23 protein-coding genes are annotated in these 24,937 nt (G+C 73.3%); 13 read left to right on the forward strand and 10 right to left on the reverse strand.

All coding sequences use genetic code 11. From position 1 onward, the window contains the following. The first annotated feature begins 77 nt into the window (after positions 1 to 77). Genes DFJ69_RS25340 through DFJ69_RS25355 form a run of 4 tightly spaced genes read left to right on the forward strand, consistent with a single transcriptional unit; the run spans position 78 to position 6,105 of the window. Positions 78 to 2,147 (forward strand): hydantoinase/oxoprolinase family protein, encoded by a 2,070-nt coding sequence (locus DFJ69_RS25340; RefSeq protein ID WP_116024908.1) that lies wholly within the window; start codon positions 78 to 80, stop codon positions 2,145 to 2,147. Next, positions 2,144 to 3,949: a hydantoinase B/oxoprolinase family protein gene (locus tag DFJ69_RS25345; RefSeq protein WP_116024909.1), complete on the forward strand. Its 1,806-nt coding sequence runs from the start codon at positions 2,144 to 2,146 to the stop codon at positions 3,947 to 3,949. Before DFJ69_RS25340 ends, DFJ69_RS25345 begins: the two co-directional genes overlap by 4 nt. Before the next feature lie 35 nt (positions 3,950 to 3,984). After that, a complete protein-coding gene (locus DFJ69_RS25350) occupies positions 3,985 to 4,857 on the forward strand; it encodes a helix-turn-helix domain-containing protein (protein WP_116024910.1) in 873 nt (290 codons plus the stop codon). A gap of 21 nt (positions 4,858 to 4,878) precedes the next feature. After that, on the forward strand, positions 4,879 to 6,105 hold the full coding sequence (locus tag DFJ69_RS25355) for a winged helix DNA-binding domain-containing protein (protein WP_116024911.1): 1,227 nt from the start codon (positions 4,879 to 4,881) through the stop codon (positions 6,103 to 6,105). Between the two features lie 13 nt (positions 6,106 to 6,118). On the opposite strand, the gene DFJ69_RS25360 is transcribed toward DFJ69_RS25355, so the two are convergent. Beyond that, positions 6,119 to 6,910, reverse strand: a complete 792-nt coding sequence (locus DFJ69_RS25360; RefSeq protein ID WP_116024912.1) for a carbon-nitrogen hydrolase family protein — start codon at positions 6,908 to 6,910, stop codon at positions 6,119 to 6,121. 108 nt (positions 6,911 to 7,018) lie between these two features. On the opposite strand from DFJ69_RS25360, the gene DFJ69_RS25365 reads away from it, so the two are divergent. The 9 genes from DFJ69_RS25365 to bar all read left to right on the forward strand — a co-directional run bounded on the left by DFJ69_RS25365 (position 7,019) and on the right by bar (position 15,349). Then, positions 7,019 to 7,972 carry an ABC transporter ATP-binding protein gene (locus DFJ69_RS25365; protein ID WP_116024913.1) on the forward strand — a complete coding sequence of 318 codons (954 nt, stop codon included), beginning with the start codon at positions 7,019 to 7,021 and terminating at the stop codon, positions 7,970 to 7,972. Further along, a complete protein-coding gene (locus tag DFJ69_RS25370) occupies positions 7,969 to 8,796 on the forward strand; it encodes an ABC transporter permease (RefSeq protein ID WP_116024914.1) in 828 nt (275 codons plus the stop codon). Before DFJ69_RS25365 ends, DFJ69_RS25370 begins: the two co-directional genes overlap by 4 nt. A gap of 38 nt (positions 8,797 to 8,834) precedes the next feature. Next, complete coding sequence (locus DFJ69_RS25375; protein WP_116024915.1) at positions 8,835 to 10,049, forward strand: sensor histidine kinase; 1,215 nt, start codon at positions 8,835 to 8,837, stop codon at positions 10,047 to 10,049. After that, entirely contained in the window at positions 10,046 to 10,651 is a 606-nt protein-coding gene (locus DFJ69_RS25380; protein WP_116024916.1) for a response regulator transcription factor, read from the forward strand. Before DFJ69_RS25375 ends, DFJ69_RS25380 begins: the two co-directional genes overlap by 4 nt. 43 nt (positions 10,652 to 10,694) lie before the next feature. Then, positions 10,695 to 11,072 (forward strand): DUF6924 domain-containing protein, encoded by a 378-nt coding sequence (locus DFJ69_RS25385; protein WP_211328734.1) that lies wholly within the window; start codon positions 10,695 to 10,697, stop codon positions 11,070 to 11,072. Positions 11,073 to 11,102: 30 nt separating this feature from the next. Further along, positions 11,103 to 12,266: a pyridoxal phosphate-dependent aminotransferase gene (locus tag DFJ69_RS25390; RefSeq protein ID WP_116024917.1), complete on the forward strand. Its 1,164-nt coding sequence runs from the start codon at positions 11,103 to 11,105 to the stop codon at positions 12,264 to 12,266. A gap of 72 nt (positions 12,267 to 12,338) precedes the next feature. Further along, entirely contained in the window at positions 12,339 to 12,884 is a 546-nt protein-coding gene (locus DFJ69_RS25395) for an RNA polymerase sigma factor (RefSeq protein WP_170177774.1), read from the forward strand. Further along, positions 12,881 to 14,017 carry a CU044_5270 family protein gene (locus DFJ69_RS25405; protein ID WP_170177775.1) on the forward strand — a complete coding sequence of 379 codons (1,137 nt, stop codon included), beginning with the start codon at positions 12,881 to 12,883 and terminating at the stop codon, positions 14,015 to 14,017. The genes DFJ69_RS25395 and DFJ69_RS25405 overlap by 4 nt, the downstream gene beginning before the upstream one ends. A 207-nt stretch (positions 14,018 to 14,224) precedes the next feature. Beyond that, the gene (gene bar, locus DFJ69_RS25410) at positions 14,225 to 15,349 is read left to right on the forward strand and encodes a barbiturase (protein WP_116024921.1); all 1,125 of its coding nucleotides are present in this window, start codon (positions 14,225 to 14,227) and stop codon (positions 15,347 to 15,349) included. A 13-nt stretch (positions 15,350 to 15,362) separates the two neighbouring features. On the opposite strand, the gene DFJ69_RS25415 is transcribed toward bar, so the two are convergent. From DFJ69_RS25415 to DFJ69_RS25455, 9 genes are all read right to left on the reverse strand, one after another. Continuing rightward, on the reverse strand, positions 15,363 to 16,562 hold the full coding sequence (locus DFJ69_RS25415) for a 3-hydroxybenzoate 6-monooxygenase (RefSeq protein ID WP_116024922.1): 1,200 nt from the start codon (positions 16,560 to 16,562) through the stop codon (positions 15,363 to 15,365). Positions 16,563 to 16,680: 118 nt separating this feature from the next. Continuing rightward, the gene (locus DFJ69_RS25420; RefSeq protein ID WP_116024923.1) at positions 16,681 to 17,013 is read right to left on the reverse strand and encodes a hypothetical protein; all 333 of its coding nucleotides are present in this window, start codon (positions 17,011 to 17,013) and stop codon (positions 16,681 to 16,683) included. Then, a complete protein-coding gene (locus DFJ69_RS25425) occupies positions 17,001 to 18,890 on the reverse strand; it encodes an anthranilate synthase family protein (RefSeq protein ID WP_116024924.1) in 1,890 nt (629 codons plus the stop codon). Before DFJ69_RS25425 ends, DFJ69_RS25420 begins: the two co-directional genes overlap by 13 nt. Next, a complete protein-coding gene (locus DFJ69_RS25430; protein ID WP_116026905.1) occupies positions 18,887 to 19,534 on the reverse strand; it encodes an isochorismatase family protein in 648 nt (215 codons plus the stop codon). The genes DFJ69_RS25425 and DFJ69_RS25430 overlap by 4 nt, the downstream gene beginning before the upstream one ends. A 22-nt stretch (positions 19,535 to 19,556) precedes the next feature. Further along, positions 19,557 to 20,330 (reverse strand): 2,3-dihydro-2,3-dihydroxybenzoate dehydrogenase, encoded by a 774-nt coding sequence (locus DFJ69_RS25435; RefSeq protein WP_116024925.1) that lies wholly within the window; start codon positions 20,328 to 20,330, stop codon positions 19,557 to 19,559. Positions 20,331 to 20,372: 42 nt separating this feature from the next. Further along, entirely contained in the window at positions 20,373 to 21,533 is a 1,161-nt protein-coding gene (locus DFJ69_RS25440) for a 3-deoxy-7-phosphoheptulonate synthase (RefSeq protein ID WP_342769881.1), read from the reverse strand. 86 nt (positions 21,534 to 21,619) lie between these two features. Further along, positions 21,620 to 23,527, reverse strand: a complete 1,908-nt coding sequence (asnB, locus tag DFJ69_RS25445) for an asparagine synthase (glutamine-hydrolyzing) (RefSeq protein ID WP_342769882.1) — start codon at positions 23,525 to 23,527, stop codon at positions 21,620 to 21,622. Then, on the reverse strand, positions 23,508 to 23,762 hold the full coding sequence (locus DFJ69_RS35005; protein ID WP_211328735.1) for a response regulator transcription factor: 255 nt from the start codon (positions 23,760 to 23,762) through the stop codon (positions 23,508 to 23,510). Before DFJ69_RS35005 ends, asnB begins: the two co-directional genes overlap by 20 nt. A 375-nt stretch (positions 23,763 to 24,137) precedes the next feature. After that, positions 24,138 to 24,899 carry an SDR family NAD(P)-dependent oxidoreductase gene (locus DFJ69_RS25455; RefSeq protein ID WP_116024929.1) on the reverse strand — a complete coding sequence of 254 codons (762 nt, stop codon included), beginning with the start codon at positions 24,897 to 24,899 and terminating at the stop codon, positions 24,138 to 24,140. Positions 24,900 to 24,937: the final 38 nt, after the last annotated feature.

The following is a 24,937-nucleotide window of genomic DNA, read 5'->3' on the forward strand; positions in this document are numbered from 1 at the left end:
GATCCCGAAACACGAGACCATCCCTTGGCAATTCTCGACGGTTCCGCGATGGCCCGACCGACGGTAGATCTGACCTCATGCGGGCACAGCGGCGTATCCGGATCGGGATCGACACCGGCGGCACGTTCACGGACGTGGTCGCCCTCGACGAGGACTCGGGACGCGTCGTCGCCACCAAGACACCGTCCACGCCCGACGACCCCGCCGAGGGCTTCATGACCGCGGTCGGCGAGGCCCTCGACCTGCTGGGGGCCGCGGGCGGGGACGTGTCGGCGCTGGCCCACGGCACCACCGTGGCCACCAACCAGCTCCTGGAGGACCGGATCGGCGACCTCGGGTTCATCACCACCGAGGGCTTCGAGTTCCTCTTGGAGATCGCCCGACAGAGCGTCCCCGACGGCTACGGCAACTCCTACTTCTGGGTCAAGCCGCCCCGGATCGTTCCGCTGCACCGGGTGCGGACCGTCGGCGGCAGGCTCGACCACACCGGCGCGGAGCTGCGCCCGTTCGACGAGGAGGGCGCGGTCGCGGCGGCCCGGTGGTTCCGGGAAAGGGGCGTCACGTCGATCGGCGTGTGCCTCCTGCACTCCTACGCCGACCCGCGCCACGAGCTGGCGATGCGGGAGGTGCTGCGCCGTGAGCACCCGGACGCGGTGGTGTCGCTGTCCTGTGAGGTGCTGCGCGAGTACCGCGAGTACGAACGAGCGGTCACCACGCTGGTGGACGCGGCGGTCAAGCCCACGATGTCCCGCTACATCGACCGGATCGCCCGCCGCCTGGAGTCCCTCGGCGCGCCGCCGTTCCATGTCATGAAGAGCAACGGGGGAGTGCTGTCGGCCGAGGAGGTCGTGCACCAGCCCATCACCACGGTGCTGTCCGGCCCGGCCGCCGGGGCGCTGGGCGCGGCCCTGGTGGCGGGCGCCGGCGGCCACCGCTCGGTGATCACCCTGGACGGCGGCGGCACGTCCACCGACGTGGCGGTGGTCCTCGACGGCGAGCCGACGCTGACCACCGAGGGCTCGGTGGGCCGCTACCCGTCCAAGATCCCGATGGTCGACGTCGTCACGGTCGGCGCGGGCGGCGGGTCGCTGGCCCACCTGTCGCCCGGCGGCACCCTCAAGGTGGGGCCCGCCTCGGCGGGGGCCGACCCGGGGCCCCTCTGCTACGGCAGGCGGACGGACGGCGCGCCCACGGTCACCGACGCCCACGCGTTCCTCGGCCGCATCCCGCCGCACCTGCTCGGCGGGCAGATCCCGCTGGAGGTGGCGGCGGCCCGCGCCGGACTGGCCCGCCTCGGCGAAGAGCTGGGCCTGGACCCCGAACGGTGCGCCGCCGGGATCCTGGAGATCAGCGCATGGAACCAGGCCAACGCCATCCGGCGGATCACCGTGCAGCGGGGTCTGGACGTCCGCGACCACCCGATGGTGGCGTTCGGCGGCTCGGGTCCGCTGCTCGCCTGCACGCTGGTCGACGTCCTCGGGCTCCCCGCCGCGATCATCCCGGAGAACCCCGGGAACCTGTCGGCCTTCGGCCTGCTCACCGTGGACGTCAGGAGCGACTTCGTGCAGACCCGGGTGGCCCGCGACGCCGACCTCGCCACGGGCGTCCTGACCGCGACGTACGCCGACCTGGAACGGCGGGCCACCGAGGCCCTGCACCGCGAGGGCTTCCCGGCCGACCGCCACCGGCACCTGCGCTCGGCGGACCTGCGCTACTACGGGCAGGCGTTCGAGGTGCGCGTCGCCGCGCCGGACGGGCCCGTCGACGACGCGTTCCGCGCCGAGGTCGTCCGACGCTTCCACGACGCCCACGAGGCGCTGTACGGCTACTGCCATCGCGACGACGGCGAACGGCACGCGGTCGAGTGGGTCAACCTGCGGGTCTCCGGCGTCGGCCCGATCGTGCGGCCCCGGCTGGAGGAGCGCCCGCCCGGCGACGGCGACCCGGAACGCGCCCGCACCGGGCTGCGCGAGGTTCATTTCGACGCTTGGGCCGAGACCCCGATCTACCGGCGTGAACTCCTCGCCCCCGGGGACGTCCTCCGAGGACCGGCGGTGATCGAGGAGTTCGGCTCGACCGTGCCGCTGCACCCGGGGTTCGCGGCCCGCACGGACTCCTACGGCAACCTGGTGGTGACCCGCGCGTGAAGGCCGACCCGATCGTCCTGGAGATCGTCGAGGGGACGCTGGCGTCCGTGGAACGCGAGGTCGAGACGGCCATCGCCCGCACCGCCCGCTCCCCGATGATCCGCGACGCCCACGACTTCCGGGCGGGCGTCCACGACCGCGCCCTGCGGAAGCTGACGGGCCGCTCGTACTCGGCGCTGGTCCAGCCGATCGTGCGGGACTTCCCGATCGAGTCCATGCGCCCGGGCGACGTGTTCTTCCACAACGACGTCTACCTGTCCGAGGGCGGCATCGGGCACCTGCCCGACCTGTGCGTCACCGTGCCCGTCTTCCACGACGGCGAGGTGGTGGCGTTCGTCCAGGCGTTCGGGCACCACGACGACATCGGCGGCTCCGTTCCCGGCTCCATGCCCAGCCACGCCCGCAGCGCCTTCGAGGAGGGCCTGATGGTGCCCCCGATCCGGCTGTGGGATCAGGGCGTGCCCAACGAGGCCGCGCTGCGCATCATGACCCGCAACTCGCGGATGCCCGACTCCCTCGCCGGCGACCTCGACGCCGAGTGCTCCGCCTGCCTGATGGGCGCGCGACGGCTCGCCGAGCTGTTCGACCGGTACGGGCGCGCGCAGGTCGAGGCGTGCTTCGACGCCATCATCGACCGGACCACCGAGACGTTCCGCCGCGAGGTCCTCGCCCGCATCCCCGACGGCACGTACGCGTGGGAGGACTACGCCGAGCACGACGGTGTCGACCCGCCCCGCCTGCACACCCAGCGCATCACGCTCACCAAGACCCCCGACCGGATCGTCATCGACTTCACCGGCACCTCCCCGCAGGCCAAGGGGCCCATCAACCACGCGGGCGACTACGCCGACGGGGTCTTCCTGAAGAAGTGGCTGGCGCCCGTCCTGCGCAACCTCGCCGACACCCCGGAGCGCATGGCCGAGCTGGACGTCAACGAGGGCGTGGTGCCCCTCATCGAGATGCGCTTCCCCGAGAAGGGGACACTGCTCACGCCGATCTTCCCGGCCCCCACCAACGCCCGCACCTTCGTGATCCTGCGGCTGCTGGGCGTGCTGGCGGGGGTGCTGGCCAAGGCCACCGGCGGCCGGATGCCCGCCGACCAGGAGACCATCCGCTACACCGGCGTGTACGGGGAGGACGACTCCGGGCCGTACCTGATGCGCGAGGTGCTGGGAGGCGGGTCGGGCGGCCGGTACTACGCCGACGGCGAGGACACCATCCACATCGTCCCCGACTCCCGCAACATCCCGGTCGAGTTCGCCGAGTCCCGGTGGCCTTTCGTGGTGGAGCGGCTCGGCCTGGCCGTCGACTCCGGGGGGCCGGGCGAGCGGCGCGGCGGGCTGGGCTACGACAAGCACATCCGGATGCTGCGCGACGCCCGCTTCATGTCGATCGCCGACCGTTCCCTCCTGTCGTGCTGGGGCGTCGACGGGGGGCGGGCCGGGCGGCCGTTCCGGGTGGAGATCGACGGCCGCGAGATGCCGGGGCTGGTCGACGACGAGCCGGTGCGCGCCGGGCAGGTCATCCGGATCCGCACCACCGGGGGCGGCGGCTGGGGCGACCCGCTGCGCCGCGACCCGCTCGCCGTCGCCCGCGACGTCCGCGACGGCAAGGTCTCGCCGGAGGGCGCCCGCGACGACTACGGCGTCGTCCTGACCGGCGGCGAGGTGGACGAGGCCGCGACCGACGACCTGCGGCGGCGGCTGTCGGAGGCGCGGGGGCCGGCGCCGTTCTTCGACCGGGGCCCCGGCTATCGGCTGCTGTCCGGCGGCCGGGACTCCTCGGAGCTCGATCACCTTTAACTCGCCTACACCCCGCCGCTGCCACGATCTGCGGCATGACGGCGACGGTGCACCGGTACGGCGGCGACGACCTCGGACGCACGGAACGGACGTGGGGCGCGCTGCGGTTCGCGCTGGCCCGCTGGCGGGTCGACGGCGAGGCCGAGGGCCTCACCCGGCGGTCCGAGCACCAGCTCTTCGTGACCCTGCCGGGGTCGGGCGGGTGGACCGTCGCCGAGCTGGAGGGGGAGCGGCGTCACGAGGGCCCCGAGTGCCCGGGGGCCACCACGTTCATCCCGGGCTCGCGGCGGCGCTGGTCGCACTACGAGGGCGAGGGCATCGCCTACGCGTCGATCCGCCTCGACCCGGACGTGCTCGGCCCGCTGGAGGAGCTGCCGGCGCAGGTGGACTTCATCGGCTTCACCAACCGGCCCGACCCGTTCGTCCACCATCTCGTGCACGTGCTGGCGGAGGAGACGCGGCGGGGCGAGGACGCCGGCGACCTGTTCGCCGACGGCGTCGCGGGCGCGCTGATGCTGCACCTGCTGCGCCGCCACTCCGACGCGGCGCCGAGGGCCCTCCGCCGGCCGACCCCCCCGATGCCCGGCGCCGTGCTGCGCCGCGTCCTGGAACATCTGCACGACAACCTCGGCGAGGACCTCCGGATCGCGACGCTCGCCGATCTGGCCGGCGTCGACCGGTACCGGTTCGGCCGCTGCTTCAAGGCGGCGACCGGCCTGTCCCCGCACCGGTACGTCCTGGAACGCCGTCTGGAGAGGGCGGCCGGGCTGCTCCGCGCCGACGGGCGCCGGCCGATCGCCGACATCGCCCACCAGGTCGGCTTCTCCAGCCAGAGCCACCTGACCACCGCGTTCCGCCGCAGGTACGGGACGACCCCGCACGCCTACCGCCGGGAGGTCACCGCCTGAGCGGGCGCGACGTCGCGGCGGATGCGCGATGATCGTGAGGTCACCACGCCGTTCGGGAGGTTCGCGATGTCACCGGTCGTCTCCGTGGCGCGGGCGCGCACGCACGTGCTCGTCAAGCAGGGGCTGGCGGGGGAGGGGCTCGGCTCCGTCCTGGAGGCCGTGGCCGCCACGGGCGGCGTCTACGGCACCGCGCCGACCTGCTACCTGTCGTGCGCCGCGCGGGTCCCCGGGTTCCGGGTCGCCGACCTCGACCGTGAGCTGTACGAGGAACGCAGCGTGGTGCGGACGCGGGCGATGCGGGGGATGGCCTACATCGAGCCCCTGGACCTGCTCCCCGCGCTGTTCGCCTGCACGGGGGAGGCCCGCGACAAGACCCTCGTCCGCATCGCCAAGTACGCCGAGATGACCGAGGCCGAGACGCTCGCCCTCGCCGACCGGATCGAGGCGGCCCTGCACGGCCGCGAGCCCATGACCGTCCAGGAGATCCGCGCCGTGCTCGGCGGCGACCTCCCCGGCAACCGCAACGCCCTCCAGATGACGGTCGCGCTGCTCGGCCGGTACGGGCGCATCGTCCGCACCAGGGCCCGTGGCACCTGGCGCAGCGACCTGTACCCCTACGCGCGCTGGGCCGACTGGGTCGGCGCGCCCGTCGAGGACGTGGACCCGGCGGCCGCACGCGTCGAGGTGGCCCGCCGCTACCTGCGCGCGTACGGACCCGCGACCACCGACGACCTCAAGTGGTGGACCGGCTGGACCAAGCGCGACACCGTCCCCACGATCCAGGCCCTCGGCGACGAGATCACGGCGGTGTCGCTCGACGGCGGGGACGCCTGGGTGCTGAGCGACGAGGCGGACACGCTCGCGGCCCTCGACCCCGCCGCGGGTCACGGCACCCGGCTGCTCCCCGTCTGGGACGCGTACTTCATGGGGTACGCCAACAACGGCGGACGCTCCCGGCAGGTCCGCGAGGAGGACTACCCGCGCGTCTACGACAAGAGCGGCAACGCCACCTCGGTCGTGATCGTCGACGGGGTCGCCGCCGGCGTCTGGGAACTGGACGCCGACGGAGGCCGCATCATGGTCGCGCCCTTCGACGGCGGGCTGCCCTGGGACGCCGTCGAGGCGGGCGCCGCCGCCCTCGGCGAGGCCATCGGCACCGCCCTGCGACTCGAACGCGCCCACGTCCCCGGGCCGCTGTCGGACGGGCCCCGCAACACGTTCCTGTCCCCGATCTCGCTGCGCCCCTGAGCGGGGGCGGCGGTCAGAGGACGTCGCGGCGGCGGTGCGCCAGCGCCGGCAGGATGCCGCGGACGTGCTCGGTGACGCGCGTGTCGATCTCCCCGACCCGCACCGACGGGAACGGCCCCAGGTCCGCCAGCACGGTGCCCATCGGATCGATGAGCATGCTGCGCCCCACCCCGCCCGGGCCGCCGGACAGCGGCCGGGACCGGTCGGGGGCCTTGTCGACCGCCACCACCCAGACGGTGTTCTCGATGGCCCTGGCCCGCACGAGCGTGGTCCAGTGCTCCTCCTTGAACACCCCCTGACCCCAGGCGGCGATCACGACCAGCACGTCGGCGCCCCGTTCCACCAGCGCCCGCGCCAGCTCGGGGAACCGGACGTCGTAGCAGGTGATCAGGCCCAGCCGGACACCCGCCAGATCCACCACCACGGGCCAGTCGCCGGCCGCCACCCGATCGGACTCGCGGTCGCCGAACGCGTCGAACAGGTGCATCTTGCGGTACGAGGCGACCAGGTCGCCGGCCGCGTCGATCGCCACGGCCGTGTTGTACACGCGGTCGCCGTCCGCGGGCTCGAACACCCCGGCGACCAGCGCGGTGCCGTGCTCGCGCGCGGCCCGGCGCAGCTCCCCGACGAACGCCCCGTCCAACGGCTCGGCGACCTTCGCCAGGTCGTTGCCGAACCGCAGGTGCACCGCCTCGGGGAAGACGGCCAGGTCGACGTCGCCGGCCAGCGCCAGCGCCTCCCTGACCTGCCGAAGGTTCTCGTCCGGATCGTCGCCCACCTGGATCTGACACATCGCCACGCGCATGCCCTCAGCATGACATGACAGGTGTCATGCGCCCGGCCTGACAGGCGCGGCCCGAACCGGTGACAGCGGCGACTACCTGCGGCGGGGCGACGGGATCATCCTGGGTGCATGCGAACGGACGAGGTCATCGACGTGACCGGGCTGCACCAGCGGTACGGCGGGTTCGAGGCGGTGCGCGGGCTGTCCCTCCGGGTCCGCCGGGGCGAGTTGTTCGCGCTGCTCGGCACGAACGGCGCCGGCAAGACCACCGCCATGGAGACCATCGAGGGCTTCCGCCCCGCCGCCGCCGGGACGGTCCGGGTGCTGGGCCGCGACCCGTACCGGGAGCGGCGGGCCGTCCGCGCGCAGGCGGGTGTCATGCTCCAGGAGGGCGGGCTGTTCCCCGACCTGACGGTGGCCGAGACCGTCGACCTGTGGCGCGACCTCGTGCCCCGGCCCCGCCCCCGCGCCGAGGTCCTCGAGCAGGTCGCGCTCGCCGACAAGGCGGGCGTGCGGGCCCGGCAGTTGTCCGGCGGGCAGCGGCGCCGGCTGGACCTGGCGCTGGCGATCGTCGGCCGGCCCCGGGTGCTGTTCCTGGACGAGCCCACCACCGGCATGGACCCCGAGGCCCGCCGCGCCACCTGGCGCACCGTCCGCGACCTGGTCGCCGACGGCGCCACCGTGCTGCTGACCACCCACTACCTGGAGGAGGCCGAGCAGCTCGCCGACCGACTGGCGATCATGCACCGGGGTGTCGTCGAGGTGGCCGGGACCGTGGCCGAGGTGCTGGCCGGGCACGGCGACCGGATCAGCTTCCGCGTCCCGTCCCGGGTGCCGGTGACCGAGCTGCCGCGCCCGGCGGGCACGCCGCCCCGGGTGGCCGTCAGCGGCGGCGCGCCCGTGGCGACCTACACGTTGAGCGGGCCGAACGGGCCGGGTGTGCAGGCGGCGCTGCGCGAGCTGTTGGACTGGGCCGACGTCGAGCGGCTCGAACTCGCCGGCCTGGAGGCCCGCAGCGCGTCCCTGGAGGACGTGTTCCTGCGGGTCGCCGGACACCCGGCCGTGGAGGAGGACGCCCGATGAACCTCACGACGACCGTCTCGCCGCCGAACGGCCGCCTGCTGCTGCGGCTGGCCCGGCTCGACGCCACGCTCATGTGGCGCAACCGCACGGCGCTGTTCGGGGTCGTGGGCCTCCCGGCGTTCTTCGCCGCGATGCTCGTGGTGTCCAAGGGCAACGGCAGCACGACCGCGGGGATGGAGTCGGTCCTGTTCACCGGCACCGGCAACCTCGGATTCTTCCTGCTGCCCGCCGTCTTCATGAACCTGCTGAACGTCTTCACCGCCCGCCGCGAGGAGCTGACCCTCAAGCGGCTCCGCAGCGGCCCGCTGTCGGACGTGGAGGTGCTCGGCGGCAGCGTGCTCAGCGGCGCGCTGCTCTACCTGGTGCAGTCGGCCGTCATCGTGGTCATCATCGCCGCCGTGCTCGGCGGCGGCGCGCCCGGCGACCCGGTGCTGATGCTGGTGGGGATGCTGCTGGGCGTGGCCGTGTTCTCGCTCCTGGCCGCCGCGCTGTCCGGGGTCACGCCCACGGTGGAGCTGGCGCAGCTCACGGTGCTGCCGGTGCTGCTCGTCAGCATGCTCGCGTCGGGGTCCATGATCCCCCTGGACGAGCTGCCCGAGGGCGTGCGGCAGGCGGCGCGGTTGGTGCCCCTCACGCCGGTCGTGGAGATCGTCCGCACCGCCTACCTGGGTCGGGACTTCACCGGCGGCGGCGATCACGGGAGCGTGGGGGTCCTGGAGGCGTGGACGGCGTGCGGGCCCGCCCTGGCGGTGCTCGCGGCATGGGTCGCGGCGGGTGTCTGGCTGGCCCGGCGGTACTTCCGCTGGGAGCCCCGGCGCGGCTGACCCGGTTACGCTCGGCGTGTTCAGGGAGGTGGTGAGCGGTGATCGGCACCGGTACGTCGGCCGAGGTCGCGGAGCGGGCGGCGCGGCGGTTCGAGATGGCCCGCCGCCTCACCGAGAGCACATTCCTGATGGCGAGCGTCGGCATCACGATCGGCCTCGGCCTGAGCCTCGTCGACCTGTACGCCGAAGACGACGTCGGGCCGCCGCTCGTGGCCCTGCTCGCGGTGGGCCTCGTGGCGTTCTCCGTCCTGTACCAGCGGCTGATCCGGGCCGCGATGCGGGGCCGGGCGCCCGCCGGCGACCTGGTGCTCAGCGCGCTGCTGGCCGCCGCGATGGGCCTCATGGTGGGGAAGAACCCGCTGTGGATCATGCTCGGCCCGTTCTGGGTCTCCGCGGCGACGCTGTGCCTGCCGGGCCTGCGCTCGTTCGTCGCCATCTGCGGCGGCACCGGCGCGATCCTCGCGACCTACATGGTCGTGGCGGCCGGGGACGACGCGCACTGGTACATGTGGCCGGCCATGTTCGCGCTGCTCACCACGATCTGCGCGCTGGTGGCGGCGCTGAACATGGCGCAGAAGTGGCTGTGGGACCTGCTGCAGGAGGCCCACGCCGCCCGCGAGGCGCAGTCCCGGCTGGCCGTCACGGAGGAACGGCTGCGGTTCGCCCGCGACCTGCACGACCTGCTCGGGCACAACCTGTCCCTGATCGCCGTCAAGAGCGAGCTGGCCATCCGCATGACCGAGGCCGACCCGGCCCGCGCCCGCGCCGAGATGGCCGACGTGCGGCAGGCCGCCCGCGACGCGCTCCGCGAGGTCCGCGCGGCCGTGCGCGGCTACCGGGTCGTCGAGCTGGACGCCGAGCTGGCCAGCGTCCGCGCCGTCCTGGAGGCCGCCGGGGTCCGCTGCACCGTGCCGGAGCCCCCGGCGGACCTGCCGCCCGAGGTCGGCGGCGTGTTCGCCTGGGTCGTCCGGGAGGGGACCACCAACGTCCTCAAGCACAGCGACGCCCGGCGATGCGAGATCACCCTGGCCCGCTACGGTGACTCCATGGTCCTGGAGATGACCAACGACGGCGCCCGCCCCGCCACCGGAGCCCCCGGCACCGGCCTCACGGGCCTGTCCGAGCGGCTGGCCCTGCACGGCGGCGGCCTCACCGCCGAGCACACCGGGCAGGGCCGGTTCCTGCTGCGCGCCTCCGTCCCGCTGCCCGCCCCCGGCTCCGCCGTCGAGGAGCCGCTGCGGAGCGTCGCTTGATCCGCGTCCTGCTGGCCGACGACGAGCACCTCATCCGGGGCGCCGTGGCCGCGCTGCTGGGCCTGCAGCCCGACCTGGAGGTGGTCGCCGAGGTCGGGCGCGGCGACGAGGTCCTCGACGCCGTCCGCGCGCACGACCCCGACGTCGCCGTCCTCGACATCGACATGCCGGGGGCCGACGGCCTCACCGTCGCCGAGCATTTGCGGGCCGCCGGTGCCCGCTGCGCCGTCTGCATCCTCACCAGCCTGGGCCGCCCCGGCTACCTCCGCCGCGCCATGGCCGCCGGGGTCCGCGGCTTCATCGCCAAGGACGCCCCCGCCGAGGAGCTCGCCGCCGCCGTCCGCAAGGTCCACTCCGGCGGCCGTTACCTCGACGCCGAACTGGCCGCCACCGCCATGGCCGCCGGCGACAACCCGCTCACCGAACGCGAACGCGAGATCCTCCGGCTCGTCGGCCGGGGCGTCGAGGCCGGCCGCATCGCCGAGTCCCTCCACCTCTCCGAGGGCACCGTCCGCAACTACCTGTCCAGCGCCATGACCAAGCTCGGCGCCGCCAACCGCCTCGGCGCCGTCCGCGCCGCCGACGACATGGGGTGGATCTGACCGCTCCCGGAAATGTCGGACCCCGCCGCTAACGTTCCGGGCCATGACACCCGTGGTACGTACGGACTTCTCCGATGAGGCGCGGTGGGGCGCCCTCTGCGCCGCGATCGCCACGCCCAGCGAGGAGGGCTTCCTGGCCTCCGCCGGGCCGGTCGACGACCCGGCGCATCGCGACCTCACGACCGCGCAGGTCGTCGCCCGCTTCCGCGAGGCACGGCTCGTTGTGGTGGCGGACGCGGTGACCCTGGGGTCGGAGGAGATGCCGCTGCTCTTCGTCGACCTCCGCGAGGAGCCGCCGGGCGAGATCCGCGTCATCCCCTCGCAGCTCTGGTCGATCGAGAACAACCTCTCCCTCGCCAACATGGACTTCGCGGAGTTCGCCGACTCCGTCGACGACGACGGCGTCTTCCGCGGCTTCTGAGGGCCTCCGCGGGGGGATTAGTGTGGTCCCGTGACTGAGCCGCTGGTCGAGCGCATGCGGTCGTTCGGCACCACCATTTTCGCGGAGATGACGTCCCTCGCCGTGCGGACGGGGGCGATCAACCTGGGTCAGGGCTTCCCCGACCAGGGCGGGCCCGACGGCATGCTGGAGCGGGCCGTCGAGGCGATCCGCGCCGGGGAGAACCAGTACCCTCCGGGGCCCGGGGTCCCGGAGCTGCGGCGGGCCGTCGCGGAGCAGCGGCGGGATCGGTACGGGCTCGCCTACGACCCCGACGGCGAGGTGCTGGTGACGGTCGGGGCCACCGAGGCGATCGCCGCCGCGATCCTCGCGCTGGCCGGGCCCGGCGACGAGGTCGTGGTCTTCGAGCCGTACTACGACTCGTACGCGGCGATGATCGCGCTGGCGGGGGCGGTGCGTCGGCCGGTCACGCTGCGGCCCGAGGGCGGGCGGTTCGCGTTCGACCCGGACGAGCTGCGCGCCGCGATCACCCCCCGGACGCGGCTCGTTCTCGTCAACTCGCCGCACAACCCGGTCGGGACGGTCTTCACGCGCGCGGAGCTGGAGAGCATCGCGGAGGTCTGCCGCGACCACGACCTGACGGCGGTCACCGACGAGGTGTACGAGTACCTCACGTTCGACGGCGTGGAGCACGTCCCGCTCGCCTCCCTGGAGGGGATGCGGGAGCGGACGGTGGCGATCTCGTCGGCCGGCAAGACGTTCTCCGCCACCGGCTGGAAGGTCGGCTGGATCACCGCCCCCGCCGCGCACGTCAGGGCCGTGCAGACCGTCAAGCAGTTCCTCACCTACACCTCCTCGGCCCCCTACCAGCGGGCGGTCGCCCACGCGCTGACCGAGGAGCTGCCCTGGGTCGAGGGGCTGCGCACGTCGCTGCAGGCCAAGCGGGATCGGCTGGTCGCCGGTCTGGAGGCCGCCGGGTTCACCGTCCACCGGCCGCAGGGCACCTATTTCGTCCAGGCCGACATCCGCCCGCTGGGCTTCGCCGACGGGTTGGAGCTGGCCCGCGCCCTCCCGGAGAAGGCGGGCGTGGTCGCCGTCCCCACCCAGGTGTTCTATGACCACGCCGAGGCGGGCGCCCCCTTCCTCCGCTTCGCGTTCTGCAAGCGCGACCCCGTCATCGACGAGGCCGTCGACCGGCTCGCCGCGCTCCGCTGAGATCCGCGTGTAAGCGGCGGGGCTCTTTCGGGACTACTTCACGACGACATCCTCCGATCCGAAGGGGACTTCGTGGATGACCCGAGATCCCGGTTCACCCGCCTGTACGACGAGCACCACCGGCGGGTCCTGGCGTACGCCCTCACGCACGCCGACCAGGCCACCGCCGAGGACGTCGCCGGCGAGACGTTCCTGATCGCCTGGCGGCGGCTGGACGACGTGCCCGACGCGGCGCTGCCGTGGCTGCTCGGGGTGGCCCGCAACCTGCTGCGCAAGCAGTGGGAGGGCGGGCGTCGGCGGCGGGCGCTGACCGAGCGCGTCGCCGCCCTGACCGGCCCGGACGACCTGGCCGCCTGGGACGTGGCCGAGCACGTGGTCGAACGGGACGCCGCGCTGGCCGCCGTCGCCGCGCTCTCCGAACGCGACCTCGAACTCCTGGCCCTGGTCACCTGGCACGGCCTCACCGCGCGGGAGGCGGCCCAGGTGCTCGGCTGCACCTCGGCGACCCTCCTCGTCCGGCTGCACCGGGCCCGAAAACGCCTGGCCCGAGCCCTCGACGGCGGGACGTCCCGCCCCGCACGCACCCTCCGCAACGTCGCCGGGGAGGCGACCCGATGACCTCTGGAGCGCACGTGGAACCCGACGAGACCTTCGCCGCCCTCAAGCCGGCGGCCCTGGAGACCCTCGCCGACGACGGTCACCACCGCCGACGCGAGCACGACCTCGCCCACGCCATGACCGCGGAGCCCCGCACCCTCGTACGGCGGCGCGCGAGGAGGCGGCCGTCACTGCTGCTCGCCGGCCTGGCGGGCGGGGCCGTGGTCGCCGCGGGCGGTGTCGCCGTGACCGGCGGGGACGACGCCACGACCCCGCCCGCCGTCGTCGCGGGGCCCGTGGACGCCAGGTCGTTCCTCTTGGCCAGTGCCCGCACGGCCGAGAGGGCACCGTCCACGACGGGGGCCTACTGGTACAGCCGGGTCCGTGAGCAGCGCATCGTCCGGACGCTGGTGGACAAGCTCTCGCCGGGGGAGAGGCCCCCGAAGGGCTGGCGCCCCACGCGGAAGGACCTGCCGTTCACCGCGTACGTGACGACGTCGCAGGACACCTGGCACGGCGCCGACCGACGCAGCCGCGCCCGCACCGTCATCGGCCTGGATCGGCGGGTGACGTTCCGCAGCCCCGCCGACGAGGCGGCGTGGAGGAGATCGGGCGCCCCGGAACTGGAGGAGTGGTCGGCCAGGCCGCGCACCAACGACTACGACTTCCGGCACACCCCGCTCACGGAGAACCAGCAGCGCTCCGCCCCGGGCGCCCTCGCCGAGGCGCCCACCGACGTCGCGGGGCTGGAGAGGCTGCTGCGCGCGTGGCACCGCGCCGACGATCGGGAGGCGATCGCCCACGACGGCGTCCCGACGGGGATGACGTTCACCGAGACGGTCTTCTACGAGGCGTCGAACCTCCTGTCCGGTGCGGCCCGGCCCGGTACGCGGGCGGCGTTCTACCGCCTCCTCGCGGCCCAGCCCGGCATCACCATGGTCGGAGAGGTCACCGATCTGCTGGGGCGTAAGGGGACGGCGCTGTCCATGCGGTCGCCCGACGGGGAGCAGCGCCTCATCATCGACCCGGGGACGGCCCGCCTCCTCGCCCACGAGGCCCACCATCAGGTCTCCCCGGGCGGGGGGACGGTGCGCCTACTGGCTCAGGCGGTGCAGGCCGAGGGCTGGGTGAACGCCATCGGCGAGCGTCCCTAGCCGCGCACAATTGCCGAAAGGGTGCCGTCGCTTGAGCGGTTCTCGCCCGTGAGGGCGCCGCCCGGCGACGGCTACCTTCGGCGGGCGGGCCGCCCTCCGGAGATCCACGACGCCCCGTCGACGACGTGGACGACGTCACGGCGGGGTACGGGACCTCCCGGAGCGTCCGCGGCGGGGCAGGAACGATCGTCCAGGAGGAGTGAGCCGGTGCCCGAACCCATCGAAGTGCGCAAGGTGCCCATCGAGAGCGTGACCGACGCGTCCGGGCTGGCCCGGCTGATCGACGACGGCGTGATCGAGGCCGACCGGGTGCTGGCCGTCGTCGGCAAGACCGAGGGGAACGGGGGTGTCAACGACTACACCCGCATCCTGGCCGACCGGGCGTTCCGCGAGGTGCTCCTCGCCAAGGGCTCCCGCACCCCCGAGGAGGTCGCCGAGGTGCCGCTGGTCTGGTCGGGCGGGACCGACGGGGTGCTGAGCCCGCACGCCACCGTGTTCGCGACCGTCGACCCCGCCTCGGTCCCGGCGACCGACGAGCCCCGGGTGTCGGTGGGCGTGGCGATGAGCGAGGTGATCCGGCCCGAGGACATCGGCCGCCCCGCCATGGTCGACAAGGTCGCGGCCGGCGTCCGCGAGGCCATGAGGATCGCCGGCATCGAGGACCCGGCCGACGTCCACTACGTGCAGACCAAGACGCCGCTGCTCACCCTGGACACCATCAACGACGCCAGGTCCCGCGGCCGCGACGTCGTCACCGAGGACACCCTCAAGTCCATGGACATCTCCAACTCCACCACCGCGCTCGGGATCGCCGTGGCCCTGGGCGAGATCGAGCCGCCCTCCGCCGAGCGGATCCACCGCGACCTGTCGCTGTACTCCTCGGTGGCGTCCTGCTCGTCCGGGGTGGAGCTGGACCGCGCCCAGATCGTGGTGGTCGGCAACGTGCGCGGCGTCGGCGGACGCTACCGGATCGGGCACGGCGTCATGCGGGACGCCCTGGACGCCGACGGGATCTGGTCGGCGATCAGGTCCGCCGGTCTGCCCCTGCCCGACCGGCCGCACCCCGACGACCTGGACGGACGCCTGGTCAACGTGTTCCTCAAGTGCGAGGCCGATCCGAGCGGCTCGGTCCGGGGCCGGCGCAACATCATGCTGGACGACTCCGACGTGCACTGGCACCGCCAGATCAAGGCGTGCGTCGGCGGGGTGGCGGCGAGCGTGACCGGCGACCCGGCCGTCTTCGTCTCCGTGGCCGCCGTCCACCAGGGCCCCTCGGGCGGCGGCACCGTCGCCGCCATCGTCGACCTGTCGCCCGGAGACACCGCCGGATGAGGACGCGACCCGCTCAACGGACCGATCCGCCGGTGGGGCCGCCCGAGGGCCCGAAGCCGTGCAACCAGTCGACCTCGTCGTACAGGTCGGTCACGGAGAAGGCGGACAGCATGGCGTTGCGGGCCCGCGCCTGGTCGCCGGCGGGGTGGTAGAGCCGGGTGCCCATCTCGCGGGCGACGAGCTGCGCCCTGGCGGTGCGGGCGCGGCGCGCGGCGGCGTACTTCTCCAGACGCGGGGCGATGGCGTGGGCGTCGCAGTCGAGGAGACCGCCGAGGACCACGGCGTCCTCCAGGGCCATGCAGGCGCCCTGGGCGGCGTACTGGAGCATGGGGTGGGCGGCGTCGCCGAGCAGCGCCACCCGGCCGTCGGTCCAGTCGCCGACGGGGTCGCGATCGCACAGGACCCAGGTCCTCCACTCCTCACCGAGCTCCAGCAGACGACGGGCGGTGTCGCCCAGGTCGGGGAACTCCGACAGCACGTGGGCGCGTTCGACGGGCTCGCCCGCGACGGCGACGGTCGCGCCGTCGTCGCGGGTGGCGGCGAGGTTGAGGTACCTGCCGCCGCCGATGGTGTAGTGGACGAAGTGCCACTTGGGGCCCGCCCACAGGGTGACCGCGTTCCAGCGCAGGTCCCGGGGGACCTGCTCCATCGGGATCACGGAGCGGTAGATGGTGTGGCCGGACACCCGGGGCTCGCCGTCGCCGACGAGTTGAGCGCGGATCGCCGAGCGGATGCCGTCCGCGCCGATCAGCGCGTCGCCGGCGACCGAGGAGCCGTCCGCCAGGGCGACCGTGACCGCCCCGCCGTCCTGCGTGTAACCGGTCGCCGACGCTCCCGTGACCAGCTCGACGCGGGGGGCGGCGCGACAGGCCCGGAGGAGCGGTTCGTACAGGTCGCCGCGGTGCACGACCGCGTACGGGTTGTGGAACCGCGCGCGGTACGACCCGGTGAGCGGCATGCGGGCCACGCACGCGCCCGACGTGCCGTCCATGAAGCGCAGTTCATCGATGAAGACGGCCTTGTCGCGGACGTCCGCGCCCACGCCGAGGCGGTCCAGGGCCCAGAACGCGTTGGGCGCGAGCTGGATGCTGGCGCCGAGCTCCTCGAAGGCCCGGCGGCGTTCCAGCACGACGACGTCATGCCCTCGCCGTGAGACGCCCAGCGCGGCGGCCAGCCCGCCGATCCCGCCCCCGGCGACGATGATCCTCGCCATGATGTGTCAGCAGTCCCTTCCATGTCGAACGGACGGACGACGGCCCGGCGCAGATGCGGACCCGTCACCCCGGGAGGGCCGCCGCGAACGCCATGGCGACGCGGCGGTCGTCGTCGCCTCACCCCTCCAGGGCGAGTCCGCGCCCGGCGAGCGCCGCCGCGGTGAACGGTCCCTCGACGGCGGCCTCCACCTCGAAGGAGGTCACGGAGGTGGGCAGGTAGCCGATGAGCTCGGCGGCCCGCTGCGCCTGCGGCACCGCGGCGGCCTCGGCGGACTCCCACAGGAGCACCGCGCCCCAGCGCTGCCGGGCCGCGTCCGAGATCCAGAACTTCAGCCGCAGCCCGGGAATCCGGGCGAAGCGGTCCACGGCCTCGTCCCGCAGGAACGGGCGCAGGGACTCCACCGTCTGCGCGGAGTCGGTCAGGTCCCACCACACGATCACCGCGTGCACGAGCGCAGCACCTCCGTCATCAGGGACGCGGTGATGGCCACGCCATGCTGGGAGAGCACCGACTCGGCGTGGAACTGCACGGAGGCGAACCCGTTGCCGCGCATCACGTGGACCTCGCCGTCCTCGGGGTCGCGGGAGATCTCCACGACGCCGCGCACGGGGTGCTCGATCTTGTCGGAGTCGGACCGCGCGGCGAAGGTGTTGTAGAAGCCCACGAGTTCCCGCCGCCCGAAGAGGTCGATCTCGCGTTGCACGCCCTGGTTGGGCACGTCCCGCCGGACCAGCGGCAGGCCGAGGAGGGTGGCGAGCACCTGGTGGCTCAGGCAGACCGCCATGAACGGCCGCCGATCTTCCAGCAGCCCGCCGAGGGCGCCGCGCAGATGCGCGATCTTCGGGTCGTCCGTGACGCGGGGATCGCCCGGGCCGGGGCCCATCACGACCAGGTCGTGGGCGTCCCTGTCGTACGGCTCGTCGAACCGCCGCACCGTCACCGTGAGGCCGAGCGAGGCGAGCTGGTGCCCGATCATCGAGGTGAAGGTGTCCTCCGCGTCCACCACCAGCACGCTGCGGCCGGCCAGCTCGACGGCCCGCGCCGGGGCGGCGTCCGCGGTCGCCCCGTTCAGCCAGAAGCCTGCGATGGTCTCGTTGCGCCTTGCGAGCGCGCTGAGGACCCGAGGCTCGGTGGCGAGGCGGGCGGTGCCGGGCCCGTCCAGCGCCGCGAGCAGCCCGGCCGCCTTCGCCCGGGTCTCGGCGACCTCGGACGCCGGGTCGGAGTGGCGCACCAGCGTCGCCCCGACGCCGATCCGCATCCGGCCGGAGCGATCGATGTCGGCGGTGCGGATGAGGATCGCGGAGTCCATGGTGCGCGCGCCGGCGGCGTCCCGGCCCATGAGGGCGGCGACCCCGCCGTAGTAGCCGCGGCCGGCGGGCTCGTACCTGCTGATGACCTTGGTGGCGCTCTCCAGCGGGGAGCCGGTGACCGTCGGCGCGAACAGCGTCTCGCGCAGGATGTCGCGCACGTCGCGGGTCGTGCGGCCTTCGATGAAGTACTCGGTGTGCGCCAGCCGCGCCATCTCCTTGAGATGGGGGCCGGTCACCTGGCCGCCGGTCTCGCAGATCCGGGCCATCATCTTCAGCTCCTCGTCGACGACCATGTACAGCTCGTCGGTCTCCTTCGGGTCGTCGAGGAAGTCCAGGACGCCGCTGAGGGTCGGGCCGTCGGCCGGATAGCGGTAGGTGCCGCTGATGGGGTTCATCACGGCGGTGCCGTCGCGCAGGCTGACGTGCCGCTCGGGCGTCGCGCCGACGAACGTGCGCTCGCCGGTGTGGATCAGGAACGTCCAGTAGGCGCCGGTCTCCCGCTCCAGCAGCCGTCGGAAGAACGACAGGGCGACGGCGGGCGTGTATCCGGCGATGTCCGCGGTGAACGACCGCTTGATGACGAAGTTGGCGCCCTCGCCGGTGCCGATCTCGTCGGCGATCACCCGGCGCACCACCGAGGTGTAGGCCTCGTCATCGGTGTCGAAGCCGGCGTCGGTCAGGGACACGGGCAGGTCGGGCAGCCGGCGCAGGGTCTCGCCGAGCGGCAGCGTGTCCTGCTCGCGCACCTTCAGGACCAGCAGGGGCTCGCCGTCGTCGACGGCCGCGAACCCGCGTTCGGCGAGCTGCCGGTAGGGCACCAGGACGAGCACCTCGTGCCGGGCGTCCGGTGCGTCCGCCAGCGGCACGTCCGCCAGCGAGGCGCACTCGGCGATGTCGCCGAGGAGGAGGTCGACGACCCCGGGGCCGGTGGTGTGCGGCCGGTGCAGGAGGGCGAAGGCGGGCGGTCGGCCGTCGAGGACCCGCGACAGCGGGCAGGCGTGGTTCGGGCCGGTCACCGGGCGACCTCCAGCTCGGTCAGCACCTGCGCGGCGGTGGCCACGCGGGCGCAGCGCTCGGCCGCGTACGTCAGGGCCATCCGGTGGTAGGCGGCGGAGAAGTCGGCCACCGCGTCCGCGACGAGGAACGGCTCGATGTCGTGGGTGAAGGCGTCCACCGCGCTCATCAGCACGCCGACGTGGGCGTAGACGCCGCAGATGATGAGCTGGTCGCGGCCCGCGGCGCGCATCCGCTCCAGAAGGTCGGTGTGCACGAAGGCGCTGTAGCGCCACTTGGTGAGCAGCCAGTCCCGGGGCACGGGCGCCAGCTCGTCGACCACCTGGCGGTCCTCGGGAGACGTGCGCATGCCCGGCCCCCAGAAGTCGCGCAGCAGACCGCGCTGTTCGACGGTCATGTCGCCGGGCTGGGCGGTGTACGCCACCGGGATGCCGGCGGCGGCGCACCGCTCGCGCAGCAGGGTCGCGTTGCGCAACAGCGGCCCGCGGGGGGTGTCGCCGCCCGCGAACGGCCGCAGGAAGTAGCGCTGCATGTCGTGCACCAGCAGGACGGCCCGGCGCGGATCGGGGACCCAGGAGACCGGGCCCGACGGCAGGTCGCCCGCGGCGGGCATCGGGTACGACTCGATGGGCGGAATGCCCGGGATGGTGGTGGTCACCGTGCTCTCCTCACTGGACACCGAGCGTCGCCCCGCCGTCCACGGTCAGACTGTGCAGAGTGATGTGGCCGGCCTCGTCCGACAGCAGGAAGGCGACCGCCTCGGCGACGTCCTCGGGCCGGGCGATCTTGCCTAGGGGGATGCCGACCTTGAAGGCCGAGGGCGTTCCGGCCACCGAGGTGCGGACGGCGGTGTCGCCCTCGTGCATGCCGCGCAGCATCGGCGTGTCCGTGGAACCGGGGGAGACCACGTTGCAGCGGATGCCGTAGGGGGCCACCTCCAGGCCCAGGCACTTGGTGAACGCGGTCGCCGCGGCCTTGGAGGCGGCGTACGCGGCCATCTCGGTACGGGCGGTGTCGGCCGCGTTGGAGGCCACCGTGACGACGGCCCCGCCGCCCCGGGCCACCATGCGGTCCACCACCGCCCGGGAGACGTGGAAGACACCGGTGGCGTTGACGGCGAAGGTGTCGGCCCAATCCCGGTCGCTGAGCCTGCGGGCCTCGCCGAGCCGCAGCACGCCCGCCGCATTGACCAGGTAGTCCACCGGCCCCACGGTGTGCTCGACGGCGTCGACGGCCCGGTCGACGTCCGCGCTCGACGTGACGTCGGCGGGGACGGCGGTCACCCGCAGCCCCCGGGCCGTCGACCGGTCCACGGACTCCGCCAGCCGGGAGGCGTCCCGGTCCACGGCGGCGACCCGGGCGCCGCGCTCCGCGAGGGTGCGCACGACGGCTTCGCCGATGCCCCCGGCGGCCCCGGTGACCAGGGCGATCCTGTCTTCCATGCTTCCTCCGTGCTGGGAACGTGGCGGTGCGTTCGGCGCCGGTCAGCCGCGCCAGGCCGAGACCACCTCGACGGCCTGCGCGGGGTTGAGCCGCGGGTCGCAGAAGCTCAGGTACTTCTCGCCGACGCGGTCGAGGTAGGAGGCGTTGCGCACGCACTCGGTGACCGTCTCCGGCGTCGTCTCCAGGTGCAGGCCGCCGACCGTGCCGCCGTTCTCGCGCACCGCCTGCTGGAAGGCGTCCATCTCCCGGACGATGGTCTCCAGGAACCGGGTCTTCAGCCCGTTCGGACCGCCGACCGTGTTGCCGTGCATGGGGTCGCACAGCCAGATGACGGGATGCCCCGTCGAGGCGACGGCCCGGACCAGCTCCGGCAGGCGTTCGGCCGCGGCCGTCGCGCCCATCCGGGCGATGAGCGTGAGCCGGCCGGGCAGACGCCGCGGGTCGAGTCGCTCGCACAGGGCGAGCAGCTCGTCCACCGGGATGCCGGGGCCGACCTTGCAGGCGACCGGGTTGATGACGGCGGACAGCAGCGCGACGTGCGCGCCGTCGACCTGCCGGGTGCGCTCCCCGATCCACGGCCAGTGCGTGGAGGTCAGCAACAGGGAACCGTCCGGCTCGCGGCGCAGCATGGGGATCTCGTAGTCCAGCAGCAGTGCCTCGTGGCTGGTCCACACGGGCAGTTCCAGGCGGTGCCGCCGGGGGGTTCGCCAGCCGAGGTGGTGCATCGCGTCGCCGGCGGCGCGGTAACCGGACAGCAGGTGCGCCGGGTCGGGGCGGCGGCCCGCCGGGTCCGGCTCGGGGCGGTTGACCATGTGCCCCCGGTAGACCGGCAGCTCCACGTCGCCGACGATCTCGGTGGGCCGGGACCGCGGCTTACCGAACTGGCCGGCCAGTCGGCCCACCCGCAGCACCGGCTTCAGCGAGGCAAGCTTCATCGTGCCCGCCAGCACGTCCAGCAGGGCGGCCTTGCGGGCGATGTCCGGCGGGGTGCACTCGGCCGGGTCCTCGGCGCAGTCGCCCGCCTGCACGATCTGGATGTGCCCGGCCGCCGCCTCCATCAGCAGCTCGCCGAGCCGGTGCACCGCCTCGGAGTCGACCAGCGGCGGCATGTGCGCCAGCTCGTCGCGTACCCGGGACACGTCCCGCTCGTCTGACCAGTCGGGCTGTTGGAGCGCGGGCAGGGTGCGCAGATGCAATGACATATCGGTCATGGGAACCCCACGGGGTGGTAGGCCGGTACACCTTCACGTTCACGGGAGAGGGATCGGGAGGCGGGTGCGGGCGCCGGTCAGAGCTCGACGCGGACGCCGTACTCGGAGACCCAGGCGTTGAACTCGACCAGGCGCTCGAGGACGGCACGGGCGCTCCAGGGGCCACCGACCCCGAAGGAGCCCACCGGCCGGTCCAGCAGCCGGCGCACGTCCTCCTCGGAGACGATGCGCAGCACCGGGGCGCCCTCGACGAGGATCTCCTCGACCATCCGGCGCAGGGCGAGCTCGTAGCCGCGGTCCTGGGTGGACGGGTACGGGTTCTTCTTCCGGTCCAGGACCGAGTCGGGGAGCACACCGCGCATCGCCGCGCGCAGCAGGCTCTTCTCCCGCCCGTCGAAGGTCTTCATCGCCCAGGGGACGTTGTAGACGTACTGGACCAGCCGGTGGTCGGTGAACGGCACCCGGACCTCCAGACCGACCGCCATGCTGATGCGGTCCTTGCGGTCCAGCAGGAAGTTCTCCCACCGGCTGATGTTGAGGTAGGTCAGCTCGCGCATCCGGGCCTCGCGGCCGTTCTCGCCGGGCAGGCGCGGGACCTCCTCCAGCGCCTCCGCGTAGCGCTGCTTGACGTGGTTGGTGAGGTCGAGGCGGTCCCACAGCCCGACGTCGCGCAGCGCGCCGATGCCGCCGGCCTTCTCGAACGGGTGGTGCCAGGGGAAGCCGTCGAGCTCCACGGCCTCCTCGTCGTGGAACCAGGTGTAGCCGCCGAACAGTTCATCGGCGGCCTCGCCCGAGAGCGCCACCGTCATGCGCTCCTTGAGCGCGCGACACAGCAGGAACAGGGAGTACTCCATGTCGCCGGTGGACACCGGCAGGTCCTGCGCCCGCAGTACCGCGCGCCGGACCTCCGGGTCGAGGATGTCGTCGTTGTCCAGCTCGACGATGATGTGCTCGGCGCCGACGCGCTCGGCCACCTCGACGGCGAACGGGGTGTCCGGGTCCTCCCATTGGACGTTGGACTCGAAACGCTGCTCGTGCCCCACGAAGTCCACGGAGAAGGCGCGGAGCGGCTCGGTCACGCCGCGCCGGGCGCGTGCGGCCGCGGCGAGCGCGGTGACGGCGCTGGAGTCCAGTCCGCCGGAGAGCAGGGTGCCGACGGTGACGTCGGCGACGAGCTGCCGGTCGACGATGTCCTCCAACAGGGACCGCACCCGCGCCACCGTGGTCTCCAGGTCGTCGGTGTGCGCGCGGGCCTCCAGCCTCCAGTACGTCAGGACATCGCCGCCGCCGCGCGAGAACCGCACCACAGTGGCCGGCGGCACCTCGCGCATGCCCTTGAACACCGCGTGTCCGGGCGTCTTGACGATGCTGAAGATCTCCCGCAGGCCCTCGGCGTCGACGACCGCCTCGACCTCGTGGTGGGCGAGGATCGCCTTGGGCTCCGAGCCGAAGATCACGCCGTCCGCGGTCGGGTGGTAGTAGAGGGGCTTGACACCCATCCGGTCGCGGACCAGGAGGAGCTCCTCGGTGCGCGGGTCCCAGACGGCGAACGCGTAGATGCCGTTGAGGCGCTCGACGAACGAGGCCCCCCACTCCAGATAGGCCCGCAGCACCACCTCGGTGTCGCCGGCCGTCCGGAAGTCGTGCCCCAGCGCGCCGAGTTCGTCCCGCAATTCCTGGAAGTTGTACACCTCGCCGGTGTACGAGATCACCGGGAGGCCGCCGTCGTCCGAGGCGGCCATCGGCTGCAGGCCGCCCTCCGGGTCGATGACCGCCAGCCGGCGGTGGCCGAGCACCGCGTGCCGCGACGTCCACAGGCCGCCCGCGTCGGGCCCCCGGCAGACCATCGTCGCGGTCATCGCCGAGACCACCTCGACCGACCCGCTCAGATCGCGTCCGTAACCCACCCATCCGGCCAGTCCGCACATGAGAATTCCGGTCCTTTCATCGAACGTGGGCGGGCGGTCAGCGGGCCCCTGACTCATGGAGCAGCACATACCGCGTCAACTGGACCCGACTGGACACGTCGAGTTTGAGGAACGCGTTCCTCACGTGCGTGTTGACCGTGTGCGGTGACACCCGCAGTTCCTCGGCCACCGCACGGTTGCTCAGCCCTATGGCCACCAGCCGGGCGACCTGCAATTCCGCCGGTGTCAGCGAATTCCAGCCCGACCGGGACCTGCTCGGACGGGCCCTCCTCGTCGCCTTGAGCGTTTGCATCGACTCGCTTTCCGTGTTCACTGCGTTACGAATTCGGCATAATCGGCCGCGCCCGGAGAGGGCGTCGCCCACTCGTTTCCGAGTGGGTGCCGGAACAAGACTGCCCTGTTTCCCGACCCGCCGGCAAAGCAGAATGCGCGACATCGTCAAAAGCATTCGAGAATGTCAGGCACCCGGCACGTCATCAGGTCGGGATGTATTTCATCAACGTCGGGGAATTCCGTCAGCTCCGCGGCACGGTGTCAGGTCCGGACGGCTGCGTCACGACCGGGGGACTTCGTCAGGTCGAAAGCGGCCCCGGGAACGCGAGAAAGGGGCCGCGGCGTCCCGCGGCCCCTCCTGCGGCGCGTCACCGCGCCGTACGCACTCCGCCGGTCAGGCGGTGGCGCCACCGTCGATGACGTGGTCGTGCCCGACGACGAAGGCGGACTCCTCCGACGCCAGCCACAGGACGGCGTTGGCGACCTCGCGCGGGTCGGCGACCCGGCCCAGCGGCACGGTCGGGGCCAGCCGGGCGTCACGCTGCTCGCGGGTCTCGCCCGGCAGGTAGGACATCGGGGTGTCGATCGGACCCGGGCTGATGGAGTTGATGCGCACGCCCCGCTGGATGTACTCCAGCGCGGCGGTGCGGGTCAGGAAGCTGACACCCGCCTTGGAGGTGGAGTAGGCGCTCATGCCGGCCAGGCGCCAGTGGGCGCCCAGGTTGGAGGCGGTGTTGACGATGGTGCCGCCGCCGTTGGCCGCCATGTGCGCGGTCTCGTGCTTCAGGGCGAGGAAGACGCCCGTGAGGTTGACGGCGAGCACCCTGTTCCACACGTCCTCGTCGTGCTCGCCGACCGGCGTGCCGCCGCCGAGGATGCCCGCGTTGTTGAAGGCGACGTGCAGACCGCCGTGGCGGGACACGGCGGTGTCCACCATCGCCTTGACGCTCTCGGAGTCGGTGACGTCGACGACGACGCCGGAGGCGCGGCCGCCCTCCGCCTCGATCAGCTTGACCGTCTCGTCGACGCCGCTCTCGTTGACGTCGGCCACGACCACGGTCGCGCCCTCCTCGGCGAACGCCAGCGCCGCGGAGCGGCCCAGCACACCGCCGGCGCCGGTGACGAGGACGACCTTGTCGGTGAAACGTGCTCCCATGACGAACTCCCTTTCGCAGTGATGATGCTTCGGCTCGT

This window comes from Thermomonospora umbrina (genome assembly GCF_003386555.1).
Lineage (GTDB): Bacteria > Actinomycetota > Actinomycetes > Streptosporangiales > Streptosporangiaceae > Thermomonospora > Thermomonospora umbrina.